This is a genomic window from uncultured Caulobacter sp., assembly GCF_947036865.1.
Lineage (GTDB): Bacteria > Pseudomonadota > Alphaproteobacteria > Caulobacterales > Caulobacteraceae > Caulobacter.
In genome coordinates, this window is the sequence record NZ_CAMQSF010000011.1 from 53,764 (window position 1) to 78,811 (window position 25,048).

The window sequence follows — 25,048 nt, forward strand, 5'->3', positions numbered from 1 at the left end:
GCCGGCGCGAAGCGCGCGGCGGTCAAACTTCAGCTGGCGAAAAGGGTGAAGGTTAGTGCAGCACCTGGGCCAGGAACTGGCGGGTGCGCTCATGGCGCGGGGCGGCGAAGAATTCGCCCGGCGGCGCGACCTCCAGGATTTGGCCGGCGTCCATGAACACCACCCGATCGGCGGCCTGGCGGGCAAAGCCCATCTCGTGGGTGACGCAGATCATGGTCATGCCCTCGGCGGCCAGCTCGACCATGATGTCGAGCACCTCCTTGACCATCTCGGCGTCCAAGGCCGAGGTCGGCTCGTCGAACAGCATGACCTTCGGGTCCATGCACAGCGACCGGGCGATGGCCACGCGCTGCTGCTGGCCACCCGACAGCTGGCCCGGATACTTGCCGGCCTGCTCGGGGATGCGCACGCGCTCGAGGTAGCGCATGGCCGTCTCCTGGGCGACTTTCTGCGGCACCTTCTTGGCCCAGGTCTGGGCCAGGGTGCAGTTCTCCAGGATCGTCAGGTGCGGGAAGAGGTTGAAGCTCTGGAACACCATGCCGACCTCGCGCCGCGTAGCGTCGATGGTCTTGGGATCGCCGGTCAGCTCGACGCCCCCCACCCGGATGTGGCCGCGATGATGGGCCTCCAGGCGATTGACGCAACGGATCATGGTCGACTTGCCGGAGCCCGAGGGTCCGCAGACCACGATCTTCTCGCCGCTGGCCACGCTGAGCGTGACATCGCGCAGGGCGTGGTAGTCGCCGTACCACTTGTGGACGCCGGACAGCTCGACGGCGGCAGGGGTATCGGTCATCGGCGGACTCCGAAGGCGGCGCGACGCTCCAGCCAGGCCGCGTAGCGCGACACCGAAAAGCAGATCGCGAAATAGATCAGGGCGATGAAGAGGTAGGTCTCGGCATAGGGACCAGGCCAGGCCGGGTCGGCCAGGGCCGCGCGGCCGGAGCTGAGCAGGTCGAACAGACCCACGACCAGGACGAGGCTGGTGTTCTTGACGATCACAACCACGGTGTTGGTCAGCGGCGGGATCACCTTGGCGATGGCTTGGGGCAGGACGACCAGCCGCGTGGTCTGGAACCACGTCAGGCCCAAGGCGCGGGCCGCCTCGGCCTGTCCGGGCGGGATGGTCTGCAGGCCGCCGCGCAACACCTCGGCCAAATAGGCCGCGGAAAACACCGTCAGCGCCTCCAGGGCTCGCAGCAGCTTGTCGATCGTCACGCCGTCGGGGAGCATGATCGGCAGCATGATCGCGGCCACATAGAGGATGCTAAGCAGCGGCAGGCCGCGGACGATCTCGATCAGGGCCACGGCGATCATGCGCGGCACTGGCAGATCCGACTGGCGCGCCAGTGCCAGGACTACGGCCAGCGGAAAACCCAGGCCCAACGAACTGACGGTTAGCAACAGGGTGATCGGCAAGCCGCCCCAGTCGGAGGTCGAGACCTCCTCCAGGCCGAAGACGCCTCCGCCCATCAGCACCAGCACGGCCGCCGTGCCCACGCCCCAGGCCGCGAGGGTGACACGCGTCCAGTGGCGGGGCGGCAGGCTCCAAAGCGAAAGGCCCAGGAAGATCGCCACGACCAGCATCGATCGCCACTGCTCTTCCGGCGGATAGATGCCGAACAGGATCTGCGGATGCTTGTCACGCAGAAAGGCCCAGCAGGCCCCGACGCCGGTACAGGCCGCGCCCTCGCCGCTCCAGACGGCATTGATCACGCCCCAAGACAGCAGCTTGGGCAGGGCCAGGATCACCAGGGCGGCGATCAGCAGGGTGGCGAGACTCGTGGCCAGGTCGCCAAACAGCGCCTTGACCAGATCGAGGCGCGCCCGGGGCGGCGGCGGCTCGGCGGTCAGCGTCTCGGTGCGCAGGAAGACCTGGGCGACGCTGGGTGGGACGGCTTGCGTGCTCATCGTTGCACCAGCGCGATGCGGCGGTTGTACCAGTTCATGAACAGCGAGGCCGAGAGGCTAAGGGTCAGGAACACCGCCATCAGGACGAGGACGCCCTCCACGGCCTGGCCCGTCTGGTTGATGGTGGTGGCGATCACCGAAGAAATGTCCGGATAGCCGACGACCAGGGCCAGGGTCGTGTTCTTGACCACGTTGACGTACTGGCTGGTCATCGGCGGGATGATCACGCGCAGGGCCTGAGGGATGACGACCAACCGCAGGGTCTGGCGCTCCGAGAGGCCCAGCGCCCTGCCCGCTTCCCACTGCCCGATCGGCACGGCGTCGATGCCGCCCCGGATGATCTCGCCGATGAAGGCCGCCGAATAGAGGATCAGGCCCAGCAGCAGAGCGACCAGCTCGGGCGTCAGGGCAAAACCGCCGGCGTAGTTGAAGTGGCCCAGGCGGGGCGTCTCGACGGTCACGCCGGCCTTCACCGCCAGACCCAGCAGCGAGAGCGCGACCAGCCCCGCGCCGCCGAGGATCATCCCACGCTTGCCGATCTCGCGCTGGGCGTAGGCCGCGCCGCCCGCGATCACCACGACCGCGCTGAGCGTCAGGAACAGCGCCGCGCTCGAGAGCCGCAGTCCCGGCAGATAGAGGCCGCGATCCGTCAGGAAGACGCCCTCGATCGGGCTCATCGCCGCGTGGACATTTGGCAGTCCGACGGTGACCAGCGCGTACCAGAACAAGAGCTGCACCACGAGCGGCGTGTTGCGCAGCGCCTCGACGAAGACGGTCGAGACGCCGCGCGCCAACGGGTTCTGAGAGCGGCGCGCCAGGGCGACGACCAGGCCCAGCGCCGTCGAGACCGCGCCGATGACGATGGCCAGCATCAGGGTGTTGGCCAGGCCGGCCGCGAACGCCCAGGCGAAGCTGTCTGACGGCTGGTAGGGCAAGACGCCCTCGGAGATCGGGAAGCGGGCCGAGCGGGTGACGAAGTCGAAGCCGACGGTGATGCCGCGCTTGGCCAGGTTTGCCAGTGTGTTGCCGACCAGCCAGGCTGCGACGCCGGCCACGGCCAGGATCACCAGGCCTTGGTAGACGAGACCGCGAAGACGGCCTTGGGTTGGCGCGAGCCCCGACATGGGCGCGCTCAGTTGAAGGCCAGGGGGACCATCAGCCCCCCGTCGCGCTGCAGGCGGTTGAGGCCACGGTCGATCTTCAGCTTGCTGTCCTTGCCGACGTTGCGGTCATAAACCTCGGCATAGTTGCCGACCTGATGGACCACGTCGTAGGCGAAAGCCTCATTCAGCCCCAGCGCCTTGCCGTTGCCCTTCTCGACGCCGAGGAAGCGACGGACGGTCGGGCTGTCGGATTTCAGCATGGCTTCGGCATTGGCCGAGGTGATCCCCAGCTGCTCGCCCATCAGCATGGCCTGGAACGACCATTTGACGATGTCGAACCACTGGTCGTCGCCGTGGCGGACAGCCGGCGTCAGCGGCGCGACCTCGTCATTGGCCGGGATGATCACGTAGTCGTCGGGATTGGCCGCCTGGGTGGCGCGCACCGAGGCCAGGGCCGAGGCGTCGGTGATCAGGGCGTCGCAGCGGCCGCTGAAGAAGGCTTGGCGCGTGGCCTGGACGCTGTCGAACACCACGGCGTGCAGGCCAAGGCCATACTGCCGCGAGACGTCGGTGAAGGTCACCTCGGTCGTCGAACCGGTCTGGACGCACACAGACGCACCGGCGAGGTCTTTCACGTTCCCGACCTTTGCCGACTTGGGCACCAGTAGTCCGACATAGTCGTAGTAATTGGGAAAAGCGAAGTTCACGCCGTTGCCGTCGCGCGACAGCGTCCAGGTCGTGGTCCGGGGCAGGACGTCGATCTCACCGCTCTGCAAGGCGGTCAGGCGCTGCTGGCCGGTCAGGGGCACGAAGCGGACCTTGTCCTTGTCGCCCAGGGCGGCGGCCGCGACCGCGCGGCAGGTATCGACATCGAGGCCTCGCCAATAGCCCTTCTTGTCGGGCATGCCGAAGCCGACGGTCAGCGGGCTGGCGCCGCAGATCACGTAGCCGCGCTTGCGGACGGCCGCGAGGGTCGCCCCGCCACCGCCGGACTTGTCCTTGGGCTTCTCTGCGCAGGCCGCGAGTCCACAAAGGACCCCCGCCGCCAGAACCATCGAGACCAGTGCGCGCATGTCCTCGCCCCTCCGCTCGCCTTAGGCCAAGGCCGCGAACAGGCCTTCCAGGTCGGCCCACAGATCCTCAGGATCTTCCAGACCGATGCTGATGCGCAGGATGGTCCCCTCTTCCGTCCACGGCACGGCCACCCGGTCTGGACGGATGTCCATCGGTACGATCAGGCTGCGAACGCCGCCCCAGGAGGCGCCGATGGTGAAGGTCTTGAGCGCGGTCAGAGCCGGGCCGAGCTTGTCGTCGACACCCGGCTTCAGCACCACGGCAAAGAGGCCGCTGGCCCCGGCAAAGTCGCGTTCCCAGAACTCTCGGCCGGGGCACTCGGGCAAGGCCGGATGCAGCACGCGCTCCACGCCGGGCAGGCCGACGATCTTATGGGCCAGGTCCGTGCCGACCTTGCCGACATGGGCCAGGCGCACACCCATGGTCTGCAGGCCACGGATGGCCAGCTGCACCTCGTCGGGCGAGACGCCGATGCCGATCATCCGGGTCGTGGCCTTCAGCGCCTTGAATAGCTCGACGTCGCGGACGCTGATCGAGCCCAGCAGCAGGTCCGAGTGACCGCCGACATACTTGGTCAGGGCTTCCATCGAGAAATCCGCGCCATGGACCAGCGGCTTGAACAGCAAGGGCGTGGCCCAGGTGTTGTCGCAACCGACCAGCGCGCCCTTGGCGTGGGCCGCGGCGATGATCGCCGGCACGTCCTGAAATTCCATAGTCGTCGAGCCGGGGGACTCGATCCAGACGAGCTTGGTCCGATCGTCGATCAGGTCGGCGATCCCCGCCCCGATCATCGGGTCATAGACCTCATGGTCGATGCCGCGCGGCTTCAGATAGTTCACGCAGAAGCCGCGCACTGGCGGATAGGCGGTGTCGGGGATCAGCACCTTGTCGCCCGGCAACAGCACGGTGAGGAAGACGATGGTCGCCCCGGCCTGGCCCGAGGGCACGATCACCGTGCGCTCGCCGCCTTCCAGCGCGGTCAGATAGGCTTCGAGGGTCTTGGTCGTCGGCGTACCGTGCAGTCCGTAGGTATAGCCGTCGGGGCCCCGGTACTTTCGGTTCGAATAGGCGTCGGCGTCTTCGAAGACGATGGTCGAGGCGCGGTAGGTCGGCACCTGCAGGCTGGCGTAGCCTTCGTGCGAAACTTCCGGGTAGTGCACGACGCGCGACAGGTCTTTCATGGTGTCCCTCGACTGATGTCGAAGCGGACATTCGGGCCAGCCGGGTAGAAACACAATTGACCGTCAGGCACCGGTCCATGCCCTACGGTTATAGCTCAGGGACCTACCGCGATCGGGTGCCCCTCAGCGCCGCGGCGAAGAAGGATCGTCGGGCAAGGATTGGCCTGGCGGCGCCGGTTAGCTCTGCGCGGACCCGGTCCCACTCCTCCTTGAGGACGATGTCGCCCCAAATGATGAGCCATTTGGAGCGGCGCATCCGCTGTTTCAGGGTGCCGGGCTTTTCGAGGGTTCGGATCGCATCGAGGAGATTGCGCGAAGGCACTTCGGTTGGATTGAGCAGCAACTTGATCTTGGCGACCTTGGTATTGGCCAGCCGCTGCTGGGCCTCTCGGGCTTTTCGATCGGCGGCGGACTCTTTCACGCCCGGGGGTGGATCCTGATAGTTCCCCAGCAGGGAGTGAACATCCGCGATCAGCTCCCGCAAGTCGTTGATCCATTCCTGGCGCAAGCGGGCCACGGCATGAATGCCCAGATTGGCCGAATTCGTTGCGGCGATCTCCACATTGCGGGCCGCCGCCGCCGCGTTCGTTCGGGCCACTTCAACATTGTCGGCCGCGGCCTGGGCGTTCTTGTCGGCCACTTCTACGGACCTGAGGCTGGTCGCCGCCTGCTTCTCGCTCACATCGACGGCCCGGGCGCTGATCGCCGCGAGCTTGTTGGCATTCAGGCGAGCCATGAGGGGCGTGACGATCAAGGCAGCCAGCGAAGCGATCAGCGCCGCGATCGAGCTGAGCGCGGTCCACTTCGAAGACTTGTCCGGTTTCTCGACGGCTTCCTTCTGTGCGGTCGTTGAAGGTTCGGAGCCCTTGGCACCGTTGTCCCGCGCCTGGTCCTGCGTGTGTACGAGGCCGGTCTGCGCCGCCGCTGGTAGACCGGCGTCAGCAACAGGTGACGACGGTGCGGCCGCCGGCTGTTCCTGGGCGATGGTGGGAAGTGCGCCGACGACGGAAAGCGCGATTCCTGCGGAGATGATCAGGCAAAGACGCCGAAATGACACGGTTCGAATAGACACGGGCAATCCACACAGGCTTGGCGACTTCAGGATGGGGCCGTCTAAGTGACGCCCAGCGGAGCCGATAGGATCACGCTTGCGACACCTTTCAACGGGTCTCAGTCACTTGTCCTAGCTGGCCTCAGCTTCCTCCTGAAGCATCGGCCCGATTTTGAAGTGAGGCGTGCGCAATGACGCGGGAAGATCCTCAATCATGAGATCTGTCCATGTGTACCCCTTCGACCGCATGCCACCTGCTATCTCCGGGTAGTTCTTGAACATCACCGAATTGTACTCCGGTTTGAAACGGTGGATGAGTTGAGCCTCCACCTCCCTGGTCATGGCCTCGTCGCCCAAAGCGACCAGGGGCTCGCTCATGAAGCGTACGAAGGCCTCTGAGTCGGACAGGTCCACGTCATGCAAAAGCGTCTGAATGCCCGAGACATCGCTCATTCCGCCGTACGGCAGCTCGGCAACGTCCGTCAGGCCGACGACCGATAGCAAGATCAAGGAAACCTCGAACGGTGCCCTCGCGGCGGGGGCGGCCCCCACCGGGCTCTGCACTGTGAGGATCTTTTGCATCTTCTCGTGCCCAGTCAGTCTGTCCCAGACTTTCTGGTCGAACGCTTTCCCCACGTAAAGAACGGTGAAGTCTAAAAACGAAAGGGGATCGCCGCTTCCCGTGGTGTCGACTTCGAGTCCCCTCACAAGCATCTCGTAAAGAAGCTTCTGCGGACTCCACCAGACGATCAAACTTTTGTCTTTTCGAAACAGCTTGATCGCGCCTACATCACGAAATGGCTGCTCTTTGCCCGGTGCCTTGGTGAAATAATGGGTCTCGACGCAAATTGCTTCGCCGGGACCGCAAAGGCCAGCATTGACGAGGTCTACGCGGCAAGCCAAAGGCGTCGTTTCGCCGTCCGCGATTTCGAAAGAAATGACGCCGTCGTCGAGGACCACGTTGTCGAAGTAGGTCAGCGGCCGCTGGACCAGCAGATACAGCGTGCATTTGTCGAGCCGCTCGCGGACGACCTCCTCCTCCTTGAGAAACTCGAACTCATAAGCCGAGACGATCGGGTAGTTCACGGCTACCTGAATATTCGCGACCTTCGCCCCTTGGACGACGTCACCGTCCGCTGCTGCGGTGTCCATGCCCTGCCCTCCCACGCGCTCCAACGACCTTGAGCGATTACGTTGAGAGTCGCCAGCGCAGCAAGACGAACCCGTCAGCTATAGATTTTCTGCTCGTCCAATCCAACAGACCCAAGTACGCGGCAGCCCTCGGACCGACGCCAGGGCACGACGCGCAAGTGTACACGATGAGTTCACGACACCCCGTAAGTCTTTGATATTTATGATTGCTTCCTACAGTCCATCATCGGGGCGACGGAAAATCTGTGAGGGCGGTGCGGCAAAGCTCGTCGCGTTCAATGGCTTGAAGATCGAGGGGTCGTCTTCCATAGCTTCCCGTCGCTGTCCAGCGTTCGCCAGCCGCCGTCTCCGCGGAGTCCGGGCCTCACGGCGCGGTGTCGGCGCCCACGTCCTCGAGCCGGTTCTCGAAGCCCAGGGCGCGCATCCGCGACTTCAGCGCCGTCAGCTTGCCGGCTGGGAGACCCGGCGAGCGCGCCAGCAGGGCGACGAACTTGCCGTCCGAGGTGCTGGCGATCATCCAGCCATAGTCGTCGCCGTGATCGATGACCCAATAGTGCCGGCGGATCAGGCCGCCGAAGAAGCTGGCCTCGAACTTGGCGTTGGTCGTGGGATCGACGATCCGCGCCGAGGTGCCGACGTGTCGCGCGGGGCCCTGCCGACCGCCGGCGTGACACACCTGGTCGATCTGGAAGGTGTCCCTCGGGGTCTTGCTCCACACCTGATACGCGCCATAGCAATTGCGCTGGCGGTCGTTGGGCGTGCGGACGATCTCGTACCAGCGGCCCATGAAGCGATCGATGTCGATCGAGCGCCTCGGCTCCGGCCCCGTCTCGGCCAGGGCGACTATCGGCGCGGCCAGGGCGGCGGCGAGGGCAAGGCCGGCCAGTCTCGGACCGATCGACGAGGATTTTCGCATGCGGCGTCTCCGGGCGTCAGGCGCGATCGCGCCTTGTCCGGTGAGCTACGATCCAAACGAGTTTTCGGACGCGCGCATCCAATCAACGACGACCGGCCGTATCTACCGGGCGGCCCCGAACACTGGGGTTCATCAGAAGGGACAGCGCATGGGCTTGTTGACCGCCTCCATCAACCGCTTGCAGGACGCGCCCTTTCCCGACTTCGTCACGCGCCCGGCGATCGCGGCGCTGGTCGCCGAGGCCCGCCGTCGCCTCGATGGGCCCACCGAGGGCGTCGACGCGGCCTTCGCGGCGGAGATGTCGCGGCGCGCCCTGGCCGAGCACGTCGACGCCGCCAACGCCCAGCACTACGAGCTGCCGCCGCGCTTCTTCCAGATCGTGCTGGGCCCGCGCCTGAAATATTCCAGCGCCTATTACGAGACCCCCAGCGCCACACTGGCCGAGGCCGAGATCAGCGCCCTCAAGCGCACGTGCGACAACGCCGACATCGCCGACGGCCAGAGCATTCTGGAACTGGGCTGCGGCTGGGGCTCGCTGTCGCTGTGGCTGGCCGAGACCTACCCGCGCGCCACGATCACGGCGGTGTCGAATTCCCGGGGCCAGAAGGCGTTCATCGACGGCCAGGCCCAGGCGCGCGGCCTGTCGAACCTGCGCGTGATCACCGCCGACATGAACGTCTTCGACACCGATCAGCGCCACGATCGCATCGTCTCCGTGGAGATGTTCGAGCACATGGCCAACTGGCGCGCCCTGCTGACCCGCGCGCGCGGCTGGCTGGCGCCGGGCGGCAAGCTGTTCATCCACGTCTTCGCCCACCGGGGCACGCCGTATCGCTTCGAGGTCGAGGATCGCTCGGACTTCATCGCCCAGCACTTCTTCACCGGCGGCGTGATGCCCAGCCACGGCCTGATGCGGCAGTACCCGGACCTTTTCTCGGTCGAGGCCGAGTGGCGCTGGAGCGGCGCGCACTACGAGCGCACGGCCTATGACTGGCTCGCCAATTTCGACCGCCACACGCCCGAGGTGATGGATCTGATGCGCCAGGTCTACGGCGCCGACGCCCGTCTCTGGGCCCGCCGCTGGCGCCGCTTCTTCCTGGCCACGGCCGGCCTGTTCGGCGACAGCGGCGGCGCCGAATGGGGCGTCAGCCACTATCGCCTGACGCCGGCCTGAGGATCTTCGGCCGGAGCTCGATCAGACCTTCATGAAGCCCAGGTCGGCCGTCTTGAACGCCTGCAGACGCGGGAAGATCTTGGCCAGGTCGGCGTTGGTCACGCCGAACCACCGCCCGATCGTGGCCAGGTATTGATCCACCGACGTGGTCGGGATCAGGGCGTTGCCGGCCATGTCGGGGTTGTTGAACCCCGAGGCGGCGTCGTCCACGCCCACCGTCGGGAAGGTCCCGTAGATGTCGCCGCCCTTGACCGCGCCGCCCAGGATCAGGTGGTGCCCGCCCCAGGCGTGGTCGGTGCCGTCGCCATTGGTGGTGAAGGTCCGGTTGAAGTCCGAGGCGGTGAAGGTGGTCACGGCGTTTCCGTAGCCGCGCGCGGTCATCTCGGCGTCGAAATAGTTCAGCGCGTGGTCGACCTGGGCCAGCAGCAGGCTCTGGCGATCGTTCTGGCCGTCATGGGTGTCGAACGAGCCGATCTGCACGAAGAACACCTGGCGGCTGGGCCCCAGGGTCCCGTGCGCGACGATGGTCTGGGCGACGGCGCGCATCTGGTCGGCCAGGGCGTTGCCGGCCGCCGTGCCGGTCAGCGGGTTGATGAAGGCCGGCGGGGCGCTGACCTGCGAGGCGGCCAGGGCGGTGCTGAAGGTGGTGGCGGTGTTGTTGGACGTCACCACCGCATCGGCATAGGTCCGCCCCAGCATGTTGCCGTCGGCGTCGTTGCCCAGCAGGGTCTCGCGCAGCGCCGCCAGGAAGGTCGGCGAGTTGTTGTAGCTGCCGGTGCGCTGCAGCAGGTCGATGCCGACCGCGCTGCCGCCGCCGCTCGCGCTGTACGAGATGCGGTAGGCCTTGACCGCGCCGCCGACGGGGAAGCCGGTCAGACCCTGCGTGGTGAACGAAGTGAAGTTGATCGCGCTGGCGTTGCCGGACGCGGCGAAGACGTCGCCGAGCTGTCCGCCCCAGCCGAGGGCCGTGAACTCCACCGACCCCGTCTGCCAGGCCTGCTGCTGGTCGCTGTGCGAATAGAGGCGCGGCGGGATCGGCGTGCCCGTCGTGGGCTTCTGGTACTGGGCCTTGGTCAGCGGGGCCAGCAGCGTGCCGACATTGGCCAGCGCGGCCAGCCGGCCGGCGACGAACGCCTTCTGCATGTTCGGCATCAGCGGGTGCAGACCGAAGGTCCGCGCCGGAGCGCCCGGCGCCGCGCCGGCCGAGAACTGCGGCGTCTTGGGCGTGATCGGCAGCACCCCGCCCCAGTATTCGGGATAGTTGGTCGCCGTCACCTTGCGGTTGGTGACCGTATTGGTCGAGCCCACGGCGGTGGCGGGGGTCCCGGGCGGCATCAGGGCGATCGGCGTCGCGCCGCGGAAGCGGGCGCTCCAGTAGCGCTTCCAGCTGGTGTCGTCGGTGGCCAGCAGCAGGTTGTTGGAGTCGTTGCCGCCCACCAGGAACAGGCAGACGATCGCCTTGTAGTCGGTCTGGCCGGTGGTCGCCGCGGCGGCCCCCAGGCTGGAGAGGTTCAGGACCAGCGGCCCGGCGGTCCCGAGGGCTGCCAGGGCTTTCAGGGCGTTGCGGCGGCTCAGCGTTTCGCGCGTCATGCTCCGGCCCTCAGCGCTGGATCAGATAGTCGGTGGACACCATGGCCAGCGCCACGGCGTTGCGAACGCGGTCGAGATTGATCTGCGCGATCTGGGCGGCCGTGGGCTTGGGCGTCGTCGTGGCGGTCGAGGCCACAACCGACAGGATCCGTTTCGCCAGCGTGTCGCCCATCTGGCCGCCGAACAGCAGCAGATCCAGCCGTCGCGCCAGGCGCTTGGCGTCGACCCAGCCTTGAGCGTCCACCAGGGCCTGGGCCTTGGCGTAGCTGACGACGACGTCCTTGTTGCCCCAGTTGGCGGCCATGACGTTGGCGATCATCTTGTTGACGTAGCTGGCGGTCGTGAGGACGTCGACGCCCTGGAACTCCGGCGCCACCTGCTTAGCTTCGGCCACGGGGCTGCCCGCGGGCGAGAAGTCCGGCAGCCAGAAATTGAACACCGACGGCGCCTGGAGCGGCGCCTGGTTGAAGGCGTTGGCCGGGCTGAAGTCGTAGGGCTGCAGGAAGTTCTTCGACACCGAGGTCGTGGCGTCGAAGGCGCGCAGCCAATGGGCCAGACGAACCGTCGGCTCGCGCAGGCGGCCGTCGAACGGGCCCGGGCTGGACGGGCGGGCCTCCGCGTCCGTCAGCACCGCGGAGATGACCGCCGCCAGATTGCCGCGCACCCCCGTCCCGTCATTGACGAACACCTTCGCCACCCGGCCGATATAGGCGGGGGTCGGGTTGCTCTTGACGAAGCGCTGGATCAGCCGCCGGGCGATGAACGGCGGAACGTTCGGATGGTTGGCGATGGTGTCGAGGGCGAACTTCAGCCCCGCGACCTGATAGGCGCCGGTGCTCTTGGTGACGCCGGTCGGCGGAACCCAGGCCGAATAGGCCGGGAACGTCACGCCCAGGAAGCTCTTGGAGAGCAGCGAGTGGTTTTGCGGATAGGCGATCAGCGGCTTGATGTCGGAGTCCGGATCGACCGGTCGACCGAACGAGGTCGTCGTCGGCTTGGCCGCCGCGAAGCCCCAGCCGGTGAACATCTTGGCCAGGCCGGCGATGTCGCTGGCGCCATAGGTCGGGATCGGGGCGCCGCTGGCGTCCAGCTTGGGCGAGCCGTCCATGTTCAGCTGCTGCAGGCCGATCGACATCAGCTGCATGATCTCGCGAGCGTAGTTCTCGTCGGGGTGCCGCGTGGCGTCGTTGTCGGACTGAATGTTGCCGATGATGTTCAGGTACATGCCCATCGCGGGCGACAGGGTCACGGCCTCGATCAGGTCGCGATAGAGTCCCAGGCCGCGCCCGCGCAGCATGTCGAAATAGGCCGCGCCCATCCGCAGCGTGACCTGCGAGCCCTGGAACGAGACGACGCAGATCTCCGACAGGGCGAAGGCCATCCGCAGGCGAAGCTGGTCCGGAGCCGTCAGGACCGAGGCCCAGAACGCTTCCTGGAATTGGCCGACGCTGGCGTGGGCCCGCTTGTTCGGGTCGGCGGCGTTAATCTCGCCGTCCCGACGCGTCACCCAATCGACGAAGAAGGTCTGCGGGAAGCTCAGCGCCGTCTGGGCGTTCAGCCAGCCCATGGGCGTGGTCGCCTTGAACTCGGCGATGGCCGCGTCGTTCGCCCCGAACGTGGCCTGGTTCAGAAATCGCGCCGCGTCGTAATCGGCGGGTGTCGGGTCGCCGCCTTCCGCGCCGGCCAGGACGCCGCCGGAGCCGGCGGCCAGAACCGCCACGGTCGCGGCCGCCGCGACGGTCGCGGCCACGACGGCTGTCGCCCCCGCTGTATTGGAACCGCCAGAAGCCATCTCGACGCACTCCCCCCCAGGGACGAACCCGGCCTTGGATATCAGACGCCAGGAGAAAGACCAAACCGCTAAGCCGTAAGGGAAATGGCGCGTTTACCCAATTTCGGTTTACACCCGCGCCCGCTCCGCCTTCGCCTCCGGTTGCTCCCGCGTCGCGACGTCCTATGCTGCGAAGGCCGAGGATCGGCCGTCCGTCGGGAGCATCGCTGATTTGTCGGTCGCGCACGACGGGCTAGATGTCGCGGGGGCCGAACGCGGACGCGCCTTGTCTCCGGCGAGAACGGCGCGATACTCGCGCGAACGGCGTGAGGAGTGAGCGTGACGGGAACGGGGGGTCAAGCACGGCGGCGGACTGTGGGCGGGCTGGCCCTGGCCATCGCGCTGACGGTCGTCGTGGCCGCGCCGCGCGCGCACGCCGGCGTGCTCGAGATCGACGACAGCGGTCGCGTCCGCCGATTCGACGGGCCGACCCAATTCGTCGGCTCCGCGGCCCAGGCTCTGCCTATCGCTCAAGCCGCGCCGGCGCCGACCGCCCGCGCGCCCCACCGCCGCGCGGCCGCCGCCGTGGTCGACGCGGCCGCGACTCGACACGGCCTCAGCCCCGAACTGCTGCGCTCGGTCGCCCAGCGTGAGTCGGGCCTCGACCCGGCGGCCCGCTCGCCCAAGGGCGCGACGGGTCTCATGCAGCTGATGCCCGGCACGGCGCGCGACCTGGGCGTCGACGCCCGCGACCCCGCCGCCAACGCCGACGGCGGCGCCCGCTACCTTCAGCGCCTGCTGGCCCGCTATGACGGCGACATCGTCAAGGCGCTAGCGGCCTACAACGCCGGCCCCGGCGCGGTCGACCGCCACGGCGGCCCGCCGCCCTACGCCGAAACCCGAGCCTATGTCGACGCCATCCTGGAACGGATGGCCCAGTCGGTCGCGCCGCGACCCCAAGCTACCGTGAGGACCGCGCCTTGACCCAAGCCCGCCGCCTGCCGCTGATCGCGACCTTCCTCGTCGCGGCCACGCCCGCCGCCGCCCAGAGCGTGACGGCCAATCCCGCTGGCTCCGGACCTCTGATCGCCGCCCTGGAGTGGCTGCAAGGCACGCTGCTGGGCAATATCGCCACCACCGCCGCGGTGATCGCCGTGGCCGGCGTGGGCCTGATGATGCTGACGGGCCGCATCGACTGGCGGCGCGGCGCGACCGTGATCCTCGGCGCCTTCATCGTGTTCGGGGCGGTCGCGATCGTCTCGGGCATTCGCGGCGTCGCCACGGGGGCGCAATGAGCGGCCTGGGATCGGATCCGGTTTTCGGCGCCCTGACCCGGCCGCAGATGGTGGCGGGGGTCACCTACAGCTTCGCGATCTTCAACCTGATCGTCACGGTCGAGGCCTTCCTGATCAGCAAGTCGTTCTGGTCGCTGCTGATCGCGCCCGCGCTGCATCTGGTCGGCTATCTGGGCTGCCTGCGCGAGCCCCGGTTCTTCGACCTCTGGATCACCAAGGTCAGCCGCTGCCCGCGCATCCGCAACCACGCGTTCTGGCGCGCCAACTCCTACCGCCCATGACCGCGCGCTTCGTCAGTCTCGGCTTCGGATCCCGCCTCGCCCCGCGCGAGGCGTCTATCGGCGAGCGCCTGCCCTATGCGCGCCACGTCGACGACGTGACGCTGCGCACGCGCGAGGGCCTGCTGCTGCAGGTCATCAAGCTGGACGGCCTGCCCTTCGAAACCGCCGACGACGAGGAGCTGACCTATCGCAAGCAGGTGCGCGAGACCCTGCTGCGCGGCGCGGCCAGCTCGCGCCTGTCGATCTATCACCACCTGATCCGCCGCCGGGTCGCGCCGCGGCAGGAGCCGGTGCGCGGCGACGCCTTCACCGAGGCCCTCGACGAGGCCTGGCGCGAGCGCCTGACCGACCGCAGCCTGTTCGTCAACGACCTCTACCTGACCCTGGTCAGCCGGCCGCTGCAGGGTAAGGTCGGGTGGCTCGAGAGCCTGGTCCGCCGCGCGCCCGGGGCCGACGACACCCAGGCGCAGGACCTTCGCCGCCTGCACGGCCTGCGCGAGACCGTGCTGGCCAGCCTCGCCCCCTACGGCGCCCGGACGCTGGGCCGCGTTCGCGAGCGCGGGATCGAGCGCTCCGAGCCGTGCGCCTTCCTGTCCGAGATCCTGAACGGCGAGCCGCGCGCGGTGGCCACGCCCGTCGGCGACATCGGCGAGGCGCTGGGCGACCGGCGCCTGACCTTCGGCCTCGACGCGCTGGAGATCGCCGCCGCCGGCGGCCGCCCTCGCCGCTTCGGCGCCCTGGTGTCGCTGAAGGACTACCCGGCTCGCTCCACCCCCGGCATGTTCGACGGCGTCTTCCGCCTGCCCTGCGAGATGGTGGTCACCGAGAGCTTCTCGTTCGTCGACCGCCAGGCGGCCCTGGACCGCATGGGCCTGGCGCTGCGCCGGCTGCGCGCCGCCGAGGACGACGCCTACTCCCTGCGCGAGGATCTGGCCGCCGCGCGCGACGAGGTCGGCGCCGGTCGCGCGGCGTTCGGCGAGCATCACATGAGCGTGCTGGTCCGGGCCGACGATTTCGCCAGCCTCGACGCCGCCGTCGCCGACGTGCAGTCGGCCTTCACCGAGGCCGGCGCCGTGGCGGTGCGCGAGGATGTCAATCTGGAGCCCGGCTTCTGGGCGCAGTTCCCGGGCAACTTCCAGTTCATCGCCCGCAAGGCGCTGGTCTCGGCCGCCAATTTCGCCGCCTTCGCCTCGCTGCACAACCATTCGAGCGGTCGGGCCGAAGGCGGTCCGTGGGGCGCGCCGGTCACGGTGCTGGAGACCACCGCCCACGGCCCCTATCACTTCAACTTCCACAACGGCGATCTCGGCAACTTCACCGTCATCGGCCCCAGCGGCGCGGGCAAGACGGTGCTGCTGACCTTCCTGTTGGCCCAGGCGCGGCGCTTCTCGCCGCAGATCGTCTATTTCGACAAGGATCGCGGCGCCGAGCCGTTCATCCGCGCGGTCGGCGGCCGCTACGACATCCTGCGGCCCGACGAGCCCTCCGGCTTCAATCCGCTGCTGCTGCCCGACACCCCGGCCAATCGCGGCTTCCTGAGCGCCTGGCTGGCCCAGCTGCTGGGCGGGGCCGAGCGGCTGGACGCCGAGGACCTGGCCATGCTGGCCGACGCGGTGGACGCCAATTTCGACCAGCCGGCCGACCACCGCCGGCTGCTCTATCTGCGGGAACTCTTCCTCGGCGCGCGGCGTCCCAAGGCCGGCGATCTGGCGGCGCGGCTGCGCCCCTGGTGCGAGGGCGGCGAGCACGCCTGGCTGTTCGACAACCCCGTCGACCGCGTGCAGCTGGACGAGGCCGCGTTCGGCTTCGACATGACCCGCATCCTGGACACGCCGCTGACCCGCACGCCGGCGATGATGTACCTGTTCCACCGCATCGAGCAGGCGCTGGACGGCCGGCCCACGATCATCGTCGTCGACGAGGGCTGGAAGGCGCTGGACGATCAGGTCTTCACCCAGCGCTTGAAGGACTGGGAAAAGACCCTGCGCAAGCGCAACGGCGTCGTCGGCTTCTGCACCCAGAGCGCCTCGGACGCGCTGGAGAGCCGCATCGCCGCCTCGATCGTCGAGCAGGCCGCCACCCAGATCTTCCTGCCCAATCCCAAGGCCAAGGCGGCCGACTATATCGACGGCTTCGGCCTGACCGCTCACGAGTTCGACCTGGTGCGCGCCCTGCCCGACACCTCGCGCTGCTTCCTGGTCAAGCAGGCCGACCACAGCGCCGTCGCGCGGCTGGACCTCACGGGCCTGGACGAGGCGCTGACGGTGCTGGCCGGCAACGAGCGGCGCGTGCGGCGGCTGGATCAGGTCCGCGCCGAGGTCGGCGACGATCCGGCCGACTGGCTGCCGCTGTACCTCGCTGGCGCGCGGGAGCGTCGCTGATGGACGCCTGCCCCGCCCCCGCCGCCGACGCCGGCGTCATCCGAGGCGTGCTGTCGACGATCGACTGTCACACCCGCGTCTACGCCCAGAGCGGCTACGACGCCCTGACCGGACCGCAGTCGGTGTTTCCGACGGCGCTGACCATCCTCCTGACGCTCTATGTGGCGCTGATCGGCTATCGCCTGATGTTCGGCCTGGGCGGCACGCGGCTGACCGACGCGCCGCTGGCGGCGCTGAAGATCGGCTTCGTCCTGTCGCTGGCCTTGAATTGGAACACCTTCCAGACCCTGGTCTTCGACGTGACCATGAAGGCGCCGCTGCAGCTGGCCCAGACGATCGGCGCGCCGGCGGCGTCGGGGGGGGCGGTGCTGGTCTCCGATCCGCTGGGCGGCCTGCAGGTGACCTATGACGAACTGGCCCGCAGCGCCTCGGCGCTGGGCAAGCTGGCCGGGCCCAACCCGCAGGTGCTGCGCGGCGGCGAGGCCGCGGCGGCCGACGCCCTCTGGAAGGCCCAGACCGCGCTCTTCATGAGCACCGCCGGCGTACTGTCGATCGCCATCATCGCCGTCGGGGTGCTGTCGGCCACCGGCCCGATCTTCATCACCCTCGTATTGTTCGAGTCCACGCGCGGCCTGTTCGCCGGCTGGCTTCGCGCCCTGCTGGCGGCGGCCTTCACGCCGATGATGTGCTGGATCACCACGACCCTGTTCCTGGTGATCATCGACCCGCTGCTGGTGCGCCTGGCCCAGGGCCGAACGGTCGGCCTGCCCGACACCCAGGCGGCGATGATGGTCTCGGCGATCATCTTCATCTTCGCCGCCGCCCAGGCCGCCCTGACCATCGGCGCGTCGGTGATCGCCGGCGGCTTCCAGATCGGCGGCAAGCGCGACGCCCGGGAAGGCGCCGAGCGCGCGGCCGAGGCGTCGTCGCGCGAGACGGTCGTCATCTCCCGCGCCGAGCAGCTGGGCCACGTGCTTCGCCGCGACGCGCCGGCGGGCGCGCCGCGCGCGACGATCGCCACCGTCTCGTCCAGCGTCACCGTCGACACGCGCGGGGGCGCGGCCGTCCCCGCCTTCGCCGGCCTCGCGCGGCGCGAGGACCCCTACCGCCGGGACGCCTTCATGGACCGGTATCGCAGAATGACCGGAGGGCGCCGATGATCCGGCGAAGCCTGATGCTTGGCCTGGCCGCCGCCGTGGTCGCCGCGCCCGTCGCCCAGGCGGCGACGCTGGACCATCGCATCCGCGTGATCCGCTATGTTCCGGACCAGGTCACGCGGCTGGACTGCACGCTGGGCTATGTCGTGACCCTCTATCTGGGCGCCGACGAGCGGATCGAGAACGTCGCCATCGGCGACAGCCTGGGCTGGCAGATCACGCCGAACCGCCGGGCCCGCGTGCTGTTCATCAAGCCCAACGAGCGGGCGACGACCACCAACATGTCGGTGGTCACCAACCTGCGCAGCTACGACTTCGATCTGCGGGCCTTCCGCCCCTCCCGCGCGCGTGGCGAGGCGGTGCTGTTCACGGTCCGCTTCGACTATCCCGAACCCGCCGTGGCGGCCGTCACGCCGCCGCCGCCCCCGCCGCCGCCCGAAGCGCCCAAGGACGTCAATCACGCCTACAGCTTCAGCGGCTCGAACAAGGGTCTGCCGACCCGCGTGTTCGACGACGGCCATTCCACCTATTTCGTCTTCGCCGAGGGCGCCGACTTCCCGGCGATCTTCGCCGTGGATCCCGACAACAAGGAAGCGGTCGTCAACATCGCCCAGCGCGACGGCTATGTGGTCGTCGACCGGCTGGCGGCGGCCTTCGTGCTGCGCCGGGGCGAGCTGACCACCCGCATCATCAATGACGGCTATCGGGAGGACGCCGGCCAGCCCAGCGAGCTCTCCCCGCACAAGAAGCGATGACGAGGCTCTTTCCCATGCGTGCGTCAGACAAGCCCGCCGACGGCGACCTCGACAGCCCGGTCCTGGACCGCCTGGCCTATGAGCCGACCGCCGTCAGCCGCCGCGACTCCCCGTGGGGGCCGGCCCTGGCCATGGTGGCGATCGTGATCGTGGCCTTCGCCGTCTACACCTCGCTGAGCCACGCGCGCGAGACGCGGGCGAACCGCCGCGCGCCCACCGCCTATCCCGCCGCCAGCTCGCCCCCCGCCGCCTCGACCATGCCGCCGCCGGCGGTGGCCACCGGCGAGATGGCGCAGGCCCTGCCGCCGGCCACGGCCCCCGTCCCGGCCGCGCCCGGCGTCGCGGCGATGGAGGCCACGACCCCGCAGGACGCCACCTCGCGCCTGCACGCCCCGGCCATGGTCGTCGACCTGGTCGACGCCCCGGCCGCCGGCGGCGCGATCGAGGCCCCCATGGCCCAGGCCGCGGCCAAGCCCGCCGCCGCGCGTCCGGCCGGCGCCGACGACGCCAAGATGTCGGCCGAGGAGCGCTTCGCCGAGAAGGTGTCCGGCGGAACGGCCGACACCGCCCGGGCCAGTCATCTGGGCGACCCCAGCCTGATCGCCACCCAGGGCACGGTGATCCCGGCGATCCTGGAGACCGCGATCAACTCCGACCTGCCCGGCTTCGTCCGCGCCGTGGTCAGCCGCGACGTCCGGGGCTTCGACGGCACCACCGTGCTGATCCCCAGGGGCTCGAAGCTGATCGGCCAGTACAAGAGCGGCGTCGCCGCGGGCCAGTCCCGCGCCTTCGTGGTCTGGTCGCGCGTGATCACCCCGGAAGGCGTCTCGATCGACATCGGCTCGCCGGGCGGCGATCGCCTGGGGCGCGGCGGCCTGGATGGCGAGACCAACACCCACTTCTTCCGCCGCTTCGGCGCCTCGATCATGCTGTCGGTGCTGAACGCCGGGCTGCAGGCGGCCGCCAATGGTCGCGACAACGGCAACACGGCGATCATCATCGGCTCGCCGCAGCAGGCGACCAACATCGCCTCGATCGCCCTGCAGCGCGAGATCGACATCCCCACGACGATCAGCGTCGCCCAGGGCACGCCGATCCGCGTGTTCATCGCCCGCGACCTGGACTTCTCGGGCGTGACCCGGAAGACCCCATGAGCTCGGGCGTCTATCTGGCGGCCTATCTCGCGCCGCTGAAGCCCTGGCTGGATCGCCCGGACGTCACCGACATCTGGGTCAACCAGCCCGGAGAGGCCTGGATCGAGACCACGCGCGGCGAGACCTCGCGCGAGGCCGCGCCGGACCTGACCGAACAGGCCCTGGGCCGCCTGGCCCGCCAGATCGCCGCCTCCAGCCACCAAGGCGTCAGCCGCGAACACCCGCTGCTGTCGGCCAGCCTGCCGGACGGCGCGCGCGTACAGGTCATCGGGCCTCCCGCGACGCGCGGCGGCTTCGTGCTGGCGGTGCGCAAGCACACCCTCAGCGACCTCACCCTCGCCGATCTCGGCAAGGGCGGCAGCCTGCCCAAGCTGAACGAAGCGGCCTCGCACGACGCCGACGACGCCTTGCGCCGCCTGCACGAGGCTGGAGAGGTCGAGGCCTTCCTGCGCCTTGCGGTCCAGCGACGTAAGACGATCGTCCTGTCCGGCGGCACCTCGTCGGGCAAGACCACGCTGCTGAACGCGCTCGTCAAGGAGATCGCGCCGCACGAGCGCCTGGTGCTGATCGAGGACGCCCCCGAGATCCAGCTACGTCACGAGAACGCCGTCGGCCTGATCGCCGTCCGCAACGAGACCGGCGAGGCCCAGGTGGACGCCGAGGACCTGCTGCAGGCCACCCTGCGCATGCGGCCCGACCGGATCCTGCTGGGCGAGCTACGCGGGCGCGAGGCGTTCACCTTCCTGCGCGCGGTCAATACCGGCCATCCGGGCTCGATCACCACCGTCCACGCCGACAGCGCGCGCGGCGCGATCGACCAGATCGCCCTGCTCTCCCTGCTCAGCGGCGTCGATCTGGGCTGGGAGACGGTCCGCAGCTATGTGCGCCAGGTCGTCGACGTCGTGGTGCAACTCAAGCGCGTCGACGGCGTTCGCCGGGTGACGGAGCTGGAGTTCCTCAAGGCCTGAGGCGGCGACACGCGCCAAGCGGCCGAACACTGTTACGCCGAAACTTGGGGGGTCTTCGGCGAACCCGATGGCGTCGCGCGCGTTGGTGCAAGCCAGATAGTGACGCTTCGGAACCCAGCCTTGACCCCCAGTGACGACGACCGCCCCCGCCAACAGCCTCTGGAGGACGTGGAGGGCGGCGGCCAGAGCCGCGGCGTGCCCGCCGCCGGGACCCTCGACGACGGCCCGTCCGAGCCGCTGGGCGTCCCTGGCCGCCGTCACTGGCGCGAGAGCACGATCACCCGGCCCGATCTGAACGATCGCGGCGGCGTGTTCTTCGCCGCCGTCGAGATGACGCGGATGCCGATGATCCTCACGGATCCCAACCTGCCCGACAATCCGGTGGTCTTCGCCAACAAGGCTTTCCTGGACCTGACCGGCTACGAGGAGGCCGAGATCCTCGGCCGCAACTGCCGGTTCCTGCAGGGACCGGGCTCGGACCGCGAGGTGGTCGCCGAAATCCGCGAGGCGGTCGAAAAGGTCGAGGCGATCTCGGTCGAGATCCTGAACTACAAGCGCGACGGCACGCCGTTCTGGAACGCGGTGTTCCTGGGCCCGGTGTTCGACACCAAGGGCGAACTGCTCTACTTCTTCGCCAGCCAGCTGGACGTCAGCCGCCGCCGCAACAGCGAGCAGGCCTATCGGCAGTCGCAGAAGATGGAGGCGATCGGCCAGCTGACCGCCGGCCTCGCCCACGACTTCAACAATCTGCTCCAGGTGGTCAACGGCAACCTCGAACTGCTGGCCGCCCGCCCGCTGGACGAGCGCAGCCTGCGCTATATCGACGCCGCCCGCTCGGCCGCCGAGCGCGGGGCCAAGCTGACCCGGCAGCTTCTGGCCTTCGCCCGCAAGACACGGCTGGAGCCGACGCCGGTCAACCTGTCCGAACTGATCGCCAATTTCGGCGAGCTGATCGAAAGCACGCTGGGCGCGACGATCGACGTGCAGCTGAACCTGCGGCGACGCTTGCCGGCGGTGCTGGTCGACGCCGACCACTTCGAAATGGCCTTGCTGAACATCGTCATCAACGCCCGCGACGCCATGCCCGACGGCGGGGTCGTGACCATCACCACCAAGAGCGTCCACCTCAATGGCGACGCCGAGGCCCGCCAGCTGCCCAGCGGCGACTATGTGGCCGTCGAGGTGCGCGACGAGGGCCAGGGCATGCCGCGCCACGTGCTGGAGCGCGCCATGGAGCCGTTCTTCACCACCAAGGGCGTCGGCAAGGGCACGGGCCTGGGCCTGGCCATGGCCCACGGCTTCGTCCAGCAGTCGCGCGGGCGGCTGGAGATCGAGAGCGAGGTCGGCCAAGGCGCGCTGATCCGCATGATCTTCCCGGCGGCCGCCGACGCCGTGGCCCGTCCGGTCCGGGGGCCGACGGCCAGCCCCGCCATCGCCGCGCCGGTCGAGGCGCCGTCCCCCGGCGCGGCGCGCATCCTGCTGGTCGAGGACAATCCCGAGGTCCAGGCCCTGGCGCGGGAGATCCTCACCGCCGAGGGCTATGGCGTGACCCTGGCCGCCTCCGGCGACGAGGGCTTTACGACGTTCGCCGCCGCGCCCGACCAGTTCGACCTGCTGTTCAGCGACATCGTCATGCCCGGCGGCCGCAACGGCATCGTGCTGGCCGAGGACGTCCGCCGCCTGCGGCCGGACCTGCCGGTCCTGCTGACCACCGGCTATAACGAAGACCTGCTGGTCGAGGGCCCCGCCCGCCCCTCGCTGGACGTGATCGGCAAGCCCTATCGCCGCGCCGAGCTGCTGGACCGGGTGCGCCAAGCCCTCGGTCAGTCGCCGGGCGGCGTGAGGCGCACGCCCTCGGACTTCGGCTCGGCCGAGGCCTGACGGCGCGATCCGCTCAGATGATGGTCATGCCGCCGTCGACGACCAGGATCTGGCCGGTGATGTGCCCGCCAGCGTCCGAGGCCAGCAGCAGGGCCGGCCCCATCAGATCGGTGTCGCCGCCCAGCTTGCCCAGCGGCGTCTGGCGCAGCATCGTCTCGCCGTGCTCGCCCAGCGTGGCCGCCGTCATCTTCGACGGGAAATAGCCCGGCGCCAGGGCGTTCACCCGGATGTTCCTGGGCCCCCACTCGGCGGCCAGGGCCCGGGTCATGTTCACGACCGCGCCCTTGGCCGTGTTGTAGGCGATCGTGCCCAGCTGGTCGGGATGGTGGCCCTGCAGGCCCTCGATCGAGGCGACATTGACCACCGCGCCCTTACCCTGTTTCAGAAACGCCGCCCGCGCCACCGCCTGGGTCAGCAGGAAGAGGCCGGTGACGTTCAGGTCCATGACCTTGGCCCAGCCGTGCAGCGGATAGTCCTCGGCCGGCGCGCCCCAGGCCGCGCCGGCGTTGTTGACCAGCACGTCGATACGCCCGAAGCGATCCATCACCCGCTCGGTCAGGTTGGCCGCCGCCTCGGGCGCGCCGAGATCGGCCACGAAGCCCGCCGCCGTCACGCCGCGCTCGCCCAGCGCCGCCACCGCCGCGTCCAGCTCGTCCGGCTTGCGGGCCGCCAGGGCCAGGCTCGCGCCATATTCGCCCAGCGCGCTGGCGATCTGGAAGCCGAGGCCCCGCGAGCCGCCCGTCACCAGGGCCACCTTGCCGCTCAGGTCGAACAGACCCGCCAGAACACCGCTCATCGCCGCCTCTTCAAAGCCAAGACGGCGGCGACAGCACCGTCCGCGGAGGACGACGTCAAGGCTTCCGGTGCGGCAGGTCCGCCGTCAGCGCTTGACCGGATTGGCCAGCTTGTCGCCGACGATCTTCTGGAAGGTCGCCAGCGGGCAAGGCGCCGCGCCGCAGCCGGGGATCGCGAAGTACGAATAGGCCGGCGGATTGCTCGCGGTCAGCGGTTGCAGCGCCCGCAGTTGGTCCATCGTCTGGGCGGTGTAGAAGGCGCGCACGAACGACGCCCCCTTGGCGTCCTTCAGGAGCTCGAAGCCCATGGCGCCGCCGGGCGGCGGATCGTCCTGAGGATAGTCGGCCGCGGTGAAGTGGGCGTCGAGGAAGCCCCGCAGCGCCGCGATATTGGTGTCGTGGCCGACCAGCAGGGTCAGCTTGCCCGTCCCGGCCTCGCCGTTCAGCGCCGCCAGGATCGTCTTGGCCACCGGCGCCGCGTAGCGCTGGGCGACGTAGGGCGGGCCGACCTCGTAGCGGAACTTGACGGTGTGGAAGCGCAGCAGCGCCTGGATGTCGGCCTTGGAGGCGCGGCCCCAGCCGACCTCGGCCATCGGCTTGCCCTCGACATATTCCAGCAGCAGCGTCTGGCCGGCGGTCGAGGCGATGCCCAGCGCGCCCTCGAGATTGGCGTTGTCGTCCTTGACCGCTTCCAGGCGCGAGCCCTGCTTGGCGATGTCGACGCCGAGCACGCGATGCAGCGTGGCGAATTCCTTGGCCAACGCCTTGGTTTCGGCCGCGAGGCCAGGCTTCTGCCGCTGAGACGCCTTCAGGGCCAGGTCGCCGTCGATGATGGCGGCGGGATGGAAGACGGTGTCGGTCTCCTCGCTGGCCGGCCGGGCGACCTTGACGCCGCAGCCGGGCTGGAGGCCGTCGACGAAGGCCTCGGCCGTCTTGATCGCCCGCGACTTGCTGCTGGCCCAGACGACGACGTCGCCGGCGGGCGCGCAGCCCTCGCGCGGCAGCAGGCCCCGCGCGCCGAGGAAGGTGCGGTAATAGCCGCCCATCAGCCGCGCGCCCTGGGCGCCGTGCGGCGTCAGGTCGCCATACGGGGTGGTCCAGCTGGACCAGGGCTGGGCGGTCGTTCCGGGCGGCGTGGCCTGGGCCTTGGTCGGCGGACGCACGCTGTGGCGCATCACCATCACCACCCGCTGCAGGGTCAGGCCGTCGGCGGCGTCGGCCGCCTTGGCCGTCGAGAGCGGCGCGGCCATCATCACAGCCGCCAGCAGCGCGTTTCGGATCCCGGTCATCATCCCCTCCGCCGATCGATGTTTTCGCATCTAGGCCGTCTCGGCGACTAAACCGTGACAGGCGTTCGGGCAAAGAAAAAGCCCGGCGCGAGCCGGGCCGAGAAGTCGGGAGGAAACGCCCGGAAAGGGCAGAGGCGGGCTGGCCTCACGTTCGAGGATCTATGTTCGAC

22 protein-coding genes are annotated in these 25,048 nt (G+C 69.0%); 10 read left to right on the forward strand and 12 right to left on the reverse strand.

Going from position 1 to position 25,048, the window contains the following annotated elements; all coding sequences use genetic code 11:
* Positions 1–52: 52 nt before the first annotated feature.
* The 8 genes from Q0V34_RS08920 to Q0V34_RS08955 all read right to left on the reverse strand — a co-directional run bounded on the left by Q0V34_RS08920 (position 53) and on the right by Q0V34_RS08955 (position 8,388).
* Positions 53–796, reverse strand: a complete 744-nt coding sequence (locus tag Q0V34_RS08920; protein WP_066680041.1) for an amino acid ABC transporter ATP-binding protein — start codon at positions 794–796, stop codon at positions 53–55.
* Entirely contained in the window at positions 793–1,911 is a 1,119-nt protein-coding gene (locus tag Q0V34_RS08925) for an amino acid ABC transporter permease (protein WP_062100093.1), read from the reverse strand. Before Q0V34_RS08925 ends, Q0V34_RS08920 begins: the two co-directional genes overlap by 4 nt.
* Positions 1,908–3,035, reverse strand: a complete 1,128-nt coding sequence (locus tag Q0V34_RS08930) for an ABC transporter permease subunit (RefSeq protein ID WP_062100092.1) — start codon at positions 3,033–3,035, stop codon at positions 1,908–1,910. The genes Q0V34_RS08925 and Q0V34_RS08930 overlap by 4 nt, the downstream gene beginning before the upstream one ends.
* A gap of 8 nt (positions 3,036–3,043) precedes the next feature.
* On the reverse strand, positions 3,044–4,087 hold the full coding sequence (locus Q0V34_RS08935) for an amino acid ABC transporter substrate-binding protein (protein WP_062100091.1): 1,044 nt from the start codon (positions 4,085–4,087) through the stop codon (positions 3,044–3,046).
* Positions 4,088–4,108: 21 nt separating this feature from the next.
* On the reverse strand, positions 4,109–5,269 hold the full coding sequence (gene metC, locus Q0V34_RS08940) for a cystathionine beta-lyase (protein WP_062100090.1): 1,161 nt from the start codon (positions 5,267–5,269) through the stop codon (positions 4,109–4,111).
* A 103-nt stretch (positions 5,270–5,372) separates the two neighbouring features.
* Positions 5,373–6,341, reverse strand: coding sequence for a hypothetical protein (locus tag Q0V34_RS08945; RefSeq protein WP_297510763.1), 969 nt, complete (start codon positions 6,339–6,341; stop codon positions 5,373–5,375).
* A gap of 111 nt (positions 6,342–6,452) precedes the next feature.
* Complete coding sequence (locus tag Q0V34_RS08950; protein ID WP_062100088.1) at positions 6,453–7,472, reverse strand: hypothetical protein; 1,020 nt, start codon at positions 7,470–7,472, stop codon at positions 6,453–6,455.
* 364 nt (positions 7,473–7,836) lie between these two features.
* Complete coding sequence (locus tag Q0V34_RS08955) at positions 7,837–8,388, reverse strand: lipocalin family protein (RefSeq protein WP_297510767.1); 552 nt, start codon at positions 8,386–8,388, stop codon at positions 7,837–7,839.
* A gap of 148 nt (positions 8,389–8,536) precedes the next feature.
* Between Q0V34_RS08955 and Q0V34_RS08960 the strand changes: the two genes are divergently transcribed.
* The gene (locus tag Q0V34_RS08960) at positions 8,537–9,562 is read left to right on the forward strand and encodes a cyclopropane-fatty-acyl-phospholipid synthase family protein (protein WP_297510770.1); all 1,026 of its coding nucleotides are present in this window, start codon (positions 8,537–8,539) and stop codon (positions 9,560–9,562) included.
* A gap of 21 nt (positions 9,563–9,583) precedes the next feature.
* Here the strand turns inward: Q0V34_RS08960 and Q0V34_RS08965 are convergent, their stop codons facing one another.
* Positions 9,584–11,152 (reverse strand): DUF1501 domain-containing protein, encoded by a 1,569-nt coding sequence (locus tag Q0V34_RS08965; protein ID WP_297510773.1) that lies wholly within the window; start codon positions 11,150–11,152, stop codon positions 9,584–9,586.
* Positions 11,153–11,162: 10 nt separating this feature from the next.
* Entirely contained in the window at positions 11,163–12,902 is a 1,740-nt protein-coding gene (locus tag Q0V34_RS08970) for a DUF1800 family protein (protein WP_297510776.1), read from the reverse strand.
* A 396-nt stretch (positions 12,903–13,298) separates the two neighbouring features.
* Between Q0V34_RS08970 and Q0V34_RS08975 the strand changes: the two genes are divergently transcribed.
* The 9 genes from Q0V34_RS08975 (at position 13,299) to Q0V34_RS09015 (ending at position 22,795) form a co-directional block, all read left to right on the forward strand.
* Positions 13,299–13,907 (forward strand): lytic transglycosylase domain-containing protein, encoded by a 609-nt coding sequence (locus Q0V34_RS08975; protein WP_297510779.1) that lies wholly within the window; start codon positions 13,299–13,301, stop codon positions 13,905–13,907.
* A complete protein-coding gene (locus Q0V34_RS08980) occupies positions 13,904–14,218 on the forward strand; it encodes a TrbC/VirB2 family protein (RefSeq protein WP_297510783.1) in 315 nt (104 codons plus the stop codon). Before Q0V34_RS08975 ends, Q0V34_RS08980 begins: the two co-directional genes overlap by 4 nt.
* Positions 14,215–14,499 (forward strand): type IV secretion system protein VirB3, encoded by a 285-nt coding sequence (locus Q0V34_RS08985; protein WP_297510786.1) that lies wholly within the window; start codon positions 14,215–14,217, stop codon positions 14,497–14,499. The genes Q0V34_RS08980 and Q0V34_RS08985 overlap by 4 nt, the downstream gene beginning before the upstream one ends.
* Positions 14,496–16,880, forward strand: a complete 2,385-nt coding sequence (locus Q0V34_RS08990) for a VirB4 family type IV secretion/conjugal transfer ATPase (protein WP_297510789.1) — start codon at positions 14,496–14,498, stop codon at positions 16,878–16,880. Before Q0V34_RS08985 ends, Q0V34_RS08990 begins: the two co-directional genes overlap by 4 nt.
* A complete protein-coding gene (locus Q0V34_RS08995; protein ID WP_297510792.1) occupies positions 16,880–18,040 on the forward strand; it encodes a type IV secretion system protein in 1,161 nt (386 codons plus the stop codon). Before Q0V34_RS08990 ends, Q0V34_RS08995 begins: the two co-directional genes overlap by 1 nt.
* On the forward strand, positions 18,037–18,792 hold the full coding sequence (locus Q0V34_RS09000; protein WP_297510794.1) for a TrbG/VirB9 family P-type conjugative transfer protein: 756 nt from the start codon (positions 18,037–18,039) through the stop codon (positions 18,790–18,792). Before Q0V34_RS08995 ends, Q0V34_RS09000 begins: the two co-directional genes overlap by 4 nt.
* Positions 18,793–18,806: 14 nt before the next feature.
* On the forward strand, positions 18,807–19,946 hold the full coding sequence (gene virB10 / locus Q0V34_RS09005; RefSeq protein WP_297510797.1) for a type IV secretion system protein VirB10: 1,140 nt from the start codon (positions 18,807–18,809) through the stop codon (positions 19,944–19,946).
* On the forward strand, positions 19,943–20,914 hold the full coding sequence (gene virB11 / locus Q0V34_RS09010) for a P-type DNA transfer ATPase VirB11 (RefSeq protein ID WP_297510800.1): 972 nt from the start codon (positions 19,943–19,945) through the stop codon (positions 20,912–20,914). Before virB10 ends, virB11 begins: the two co-directional genes overlap by 4 nt.
* A 120-nt stretch (positions 20,915–21,034) precedes the next feature.
* Entirely contained in the window at positions 21,035–22,795 is a 1,761-nt protein-coding gene (locus Q0V34_RS09015; RefSeq protein WP_297510803.1) for a histidine kinase famiy protein, read from the forward strand.
* 13 nt (positions 22,796–22,808) lie between these two features.
* On the opposite strand, the gene Q0V34_RS09020 is transcribed toward Q0V34_RS09015, so the two are convergent.
* Positions 22,809–23,591 (reverse strand): SDR family oxidoreductase, encoded by a 783-nt coding sequence (locus Q0V34_RS09020; RefSeq protein ID WP_297510806.1) that lies wholly within the window; start codon positions 23,589–23,591, stop codon positions 22,809–22,811.
* A gap of 84 nt (positions 23,592–23,675) precedes the next feature.
* Positions 23,676–24,878 (reverse strand): histidine-type phosphatase, encoded by a 1,203-nt coding sequence (locus Q0V34_RS09025; RefSeq protein ID WP_297510810.1) that lies wholly within the window; start codon positions 24,876–24,878, stop codon positions 23,676–23,678.
* Between the last annotated feature and the right edge of the window lie 170 nt (positions 24,879–25,048).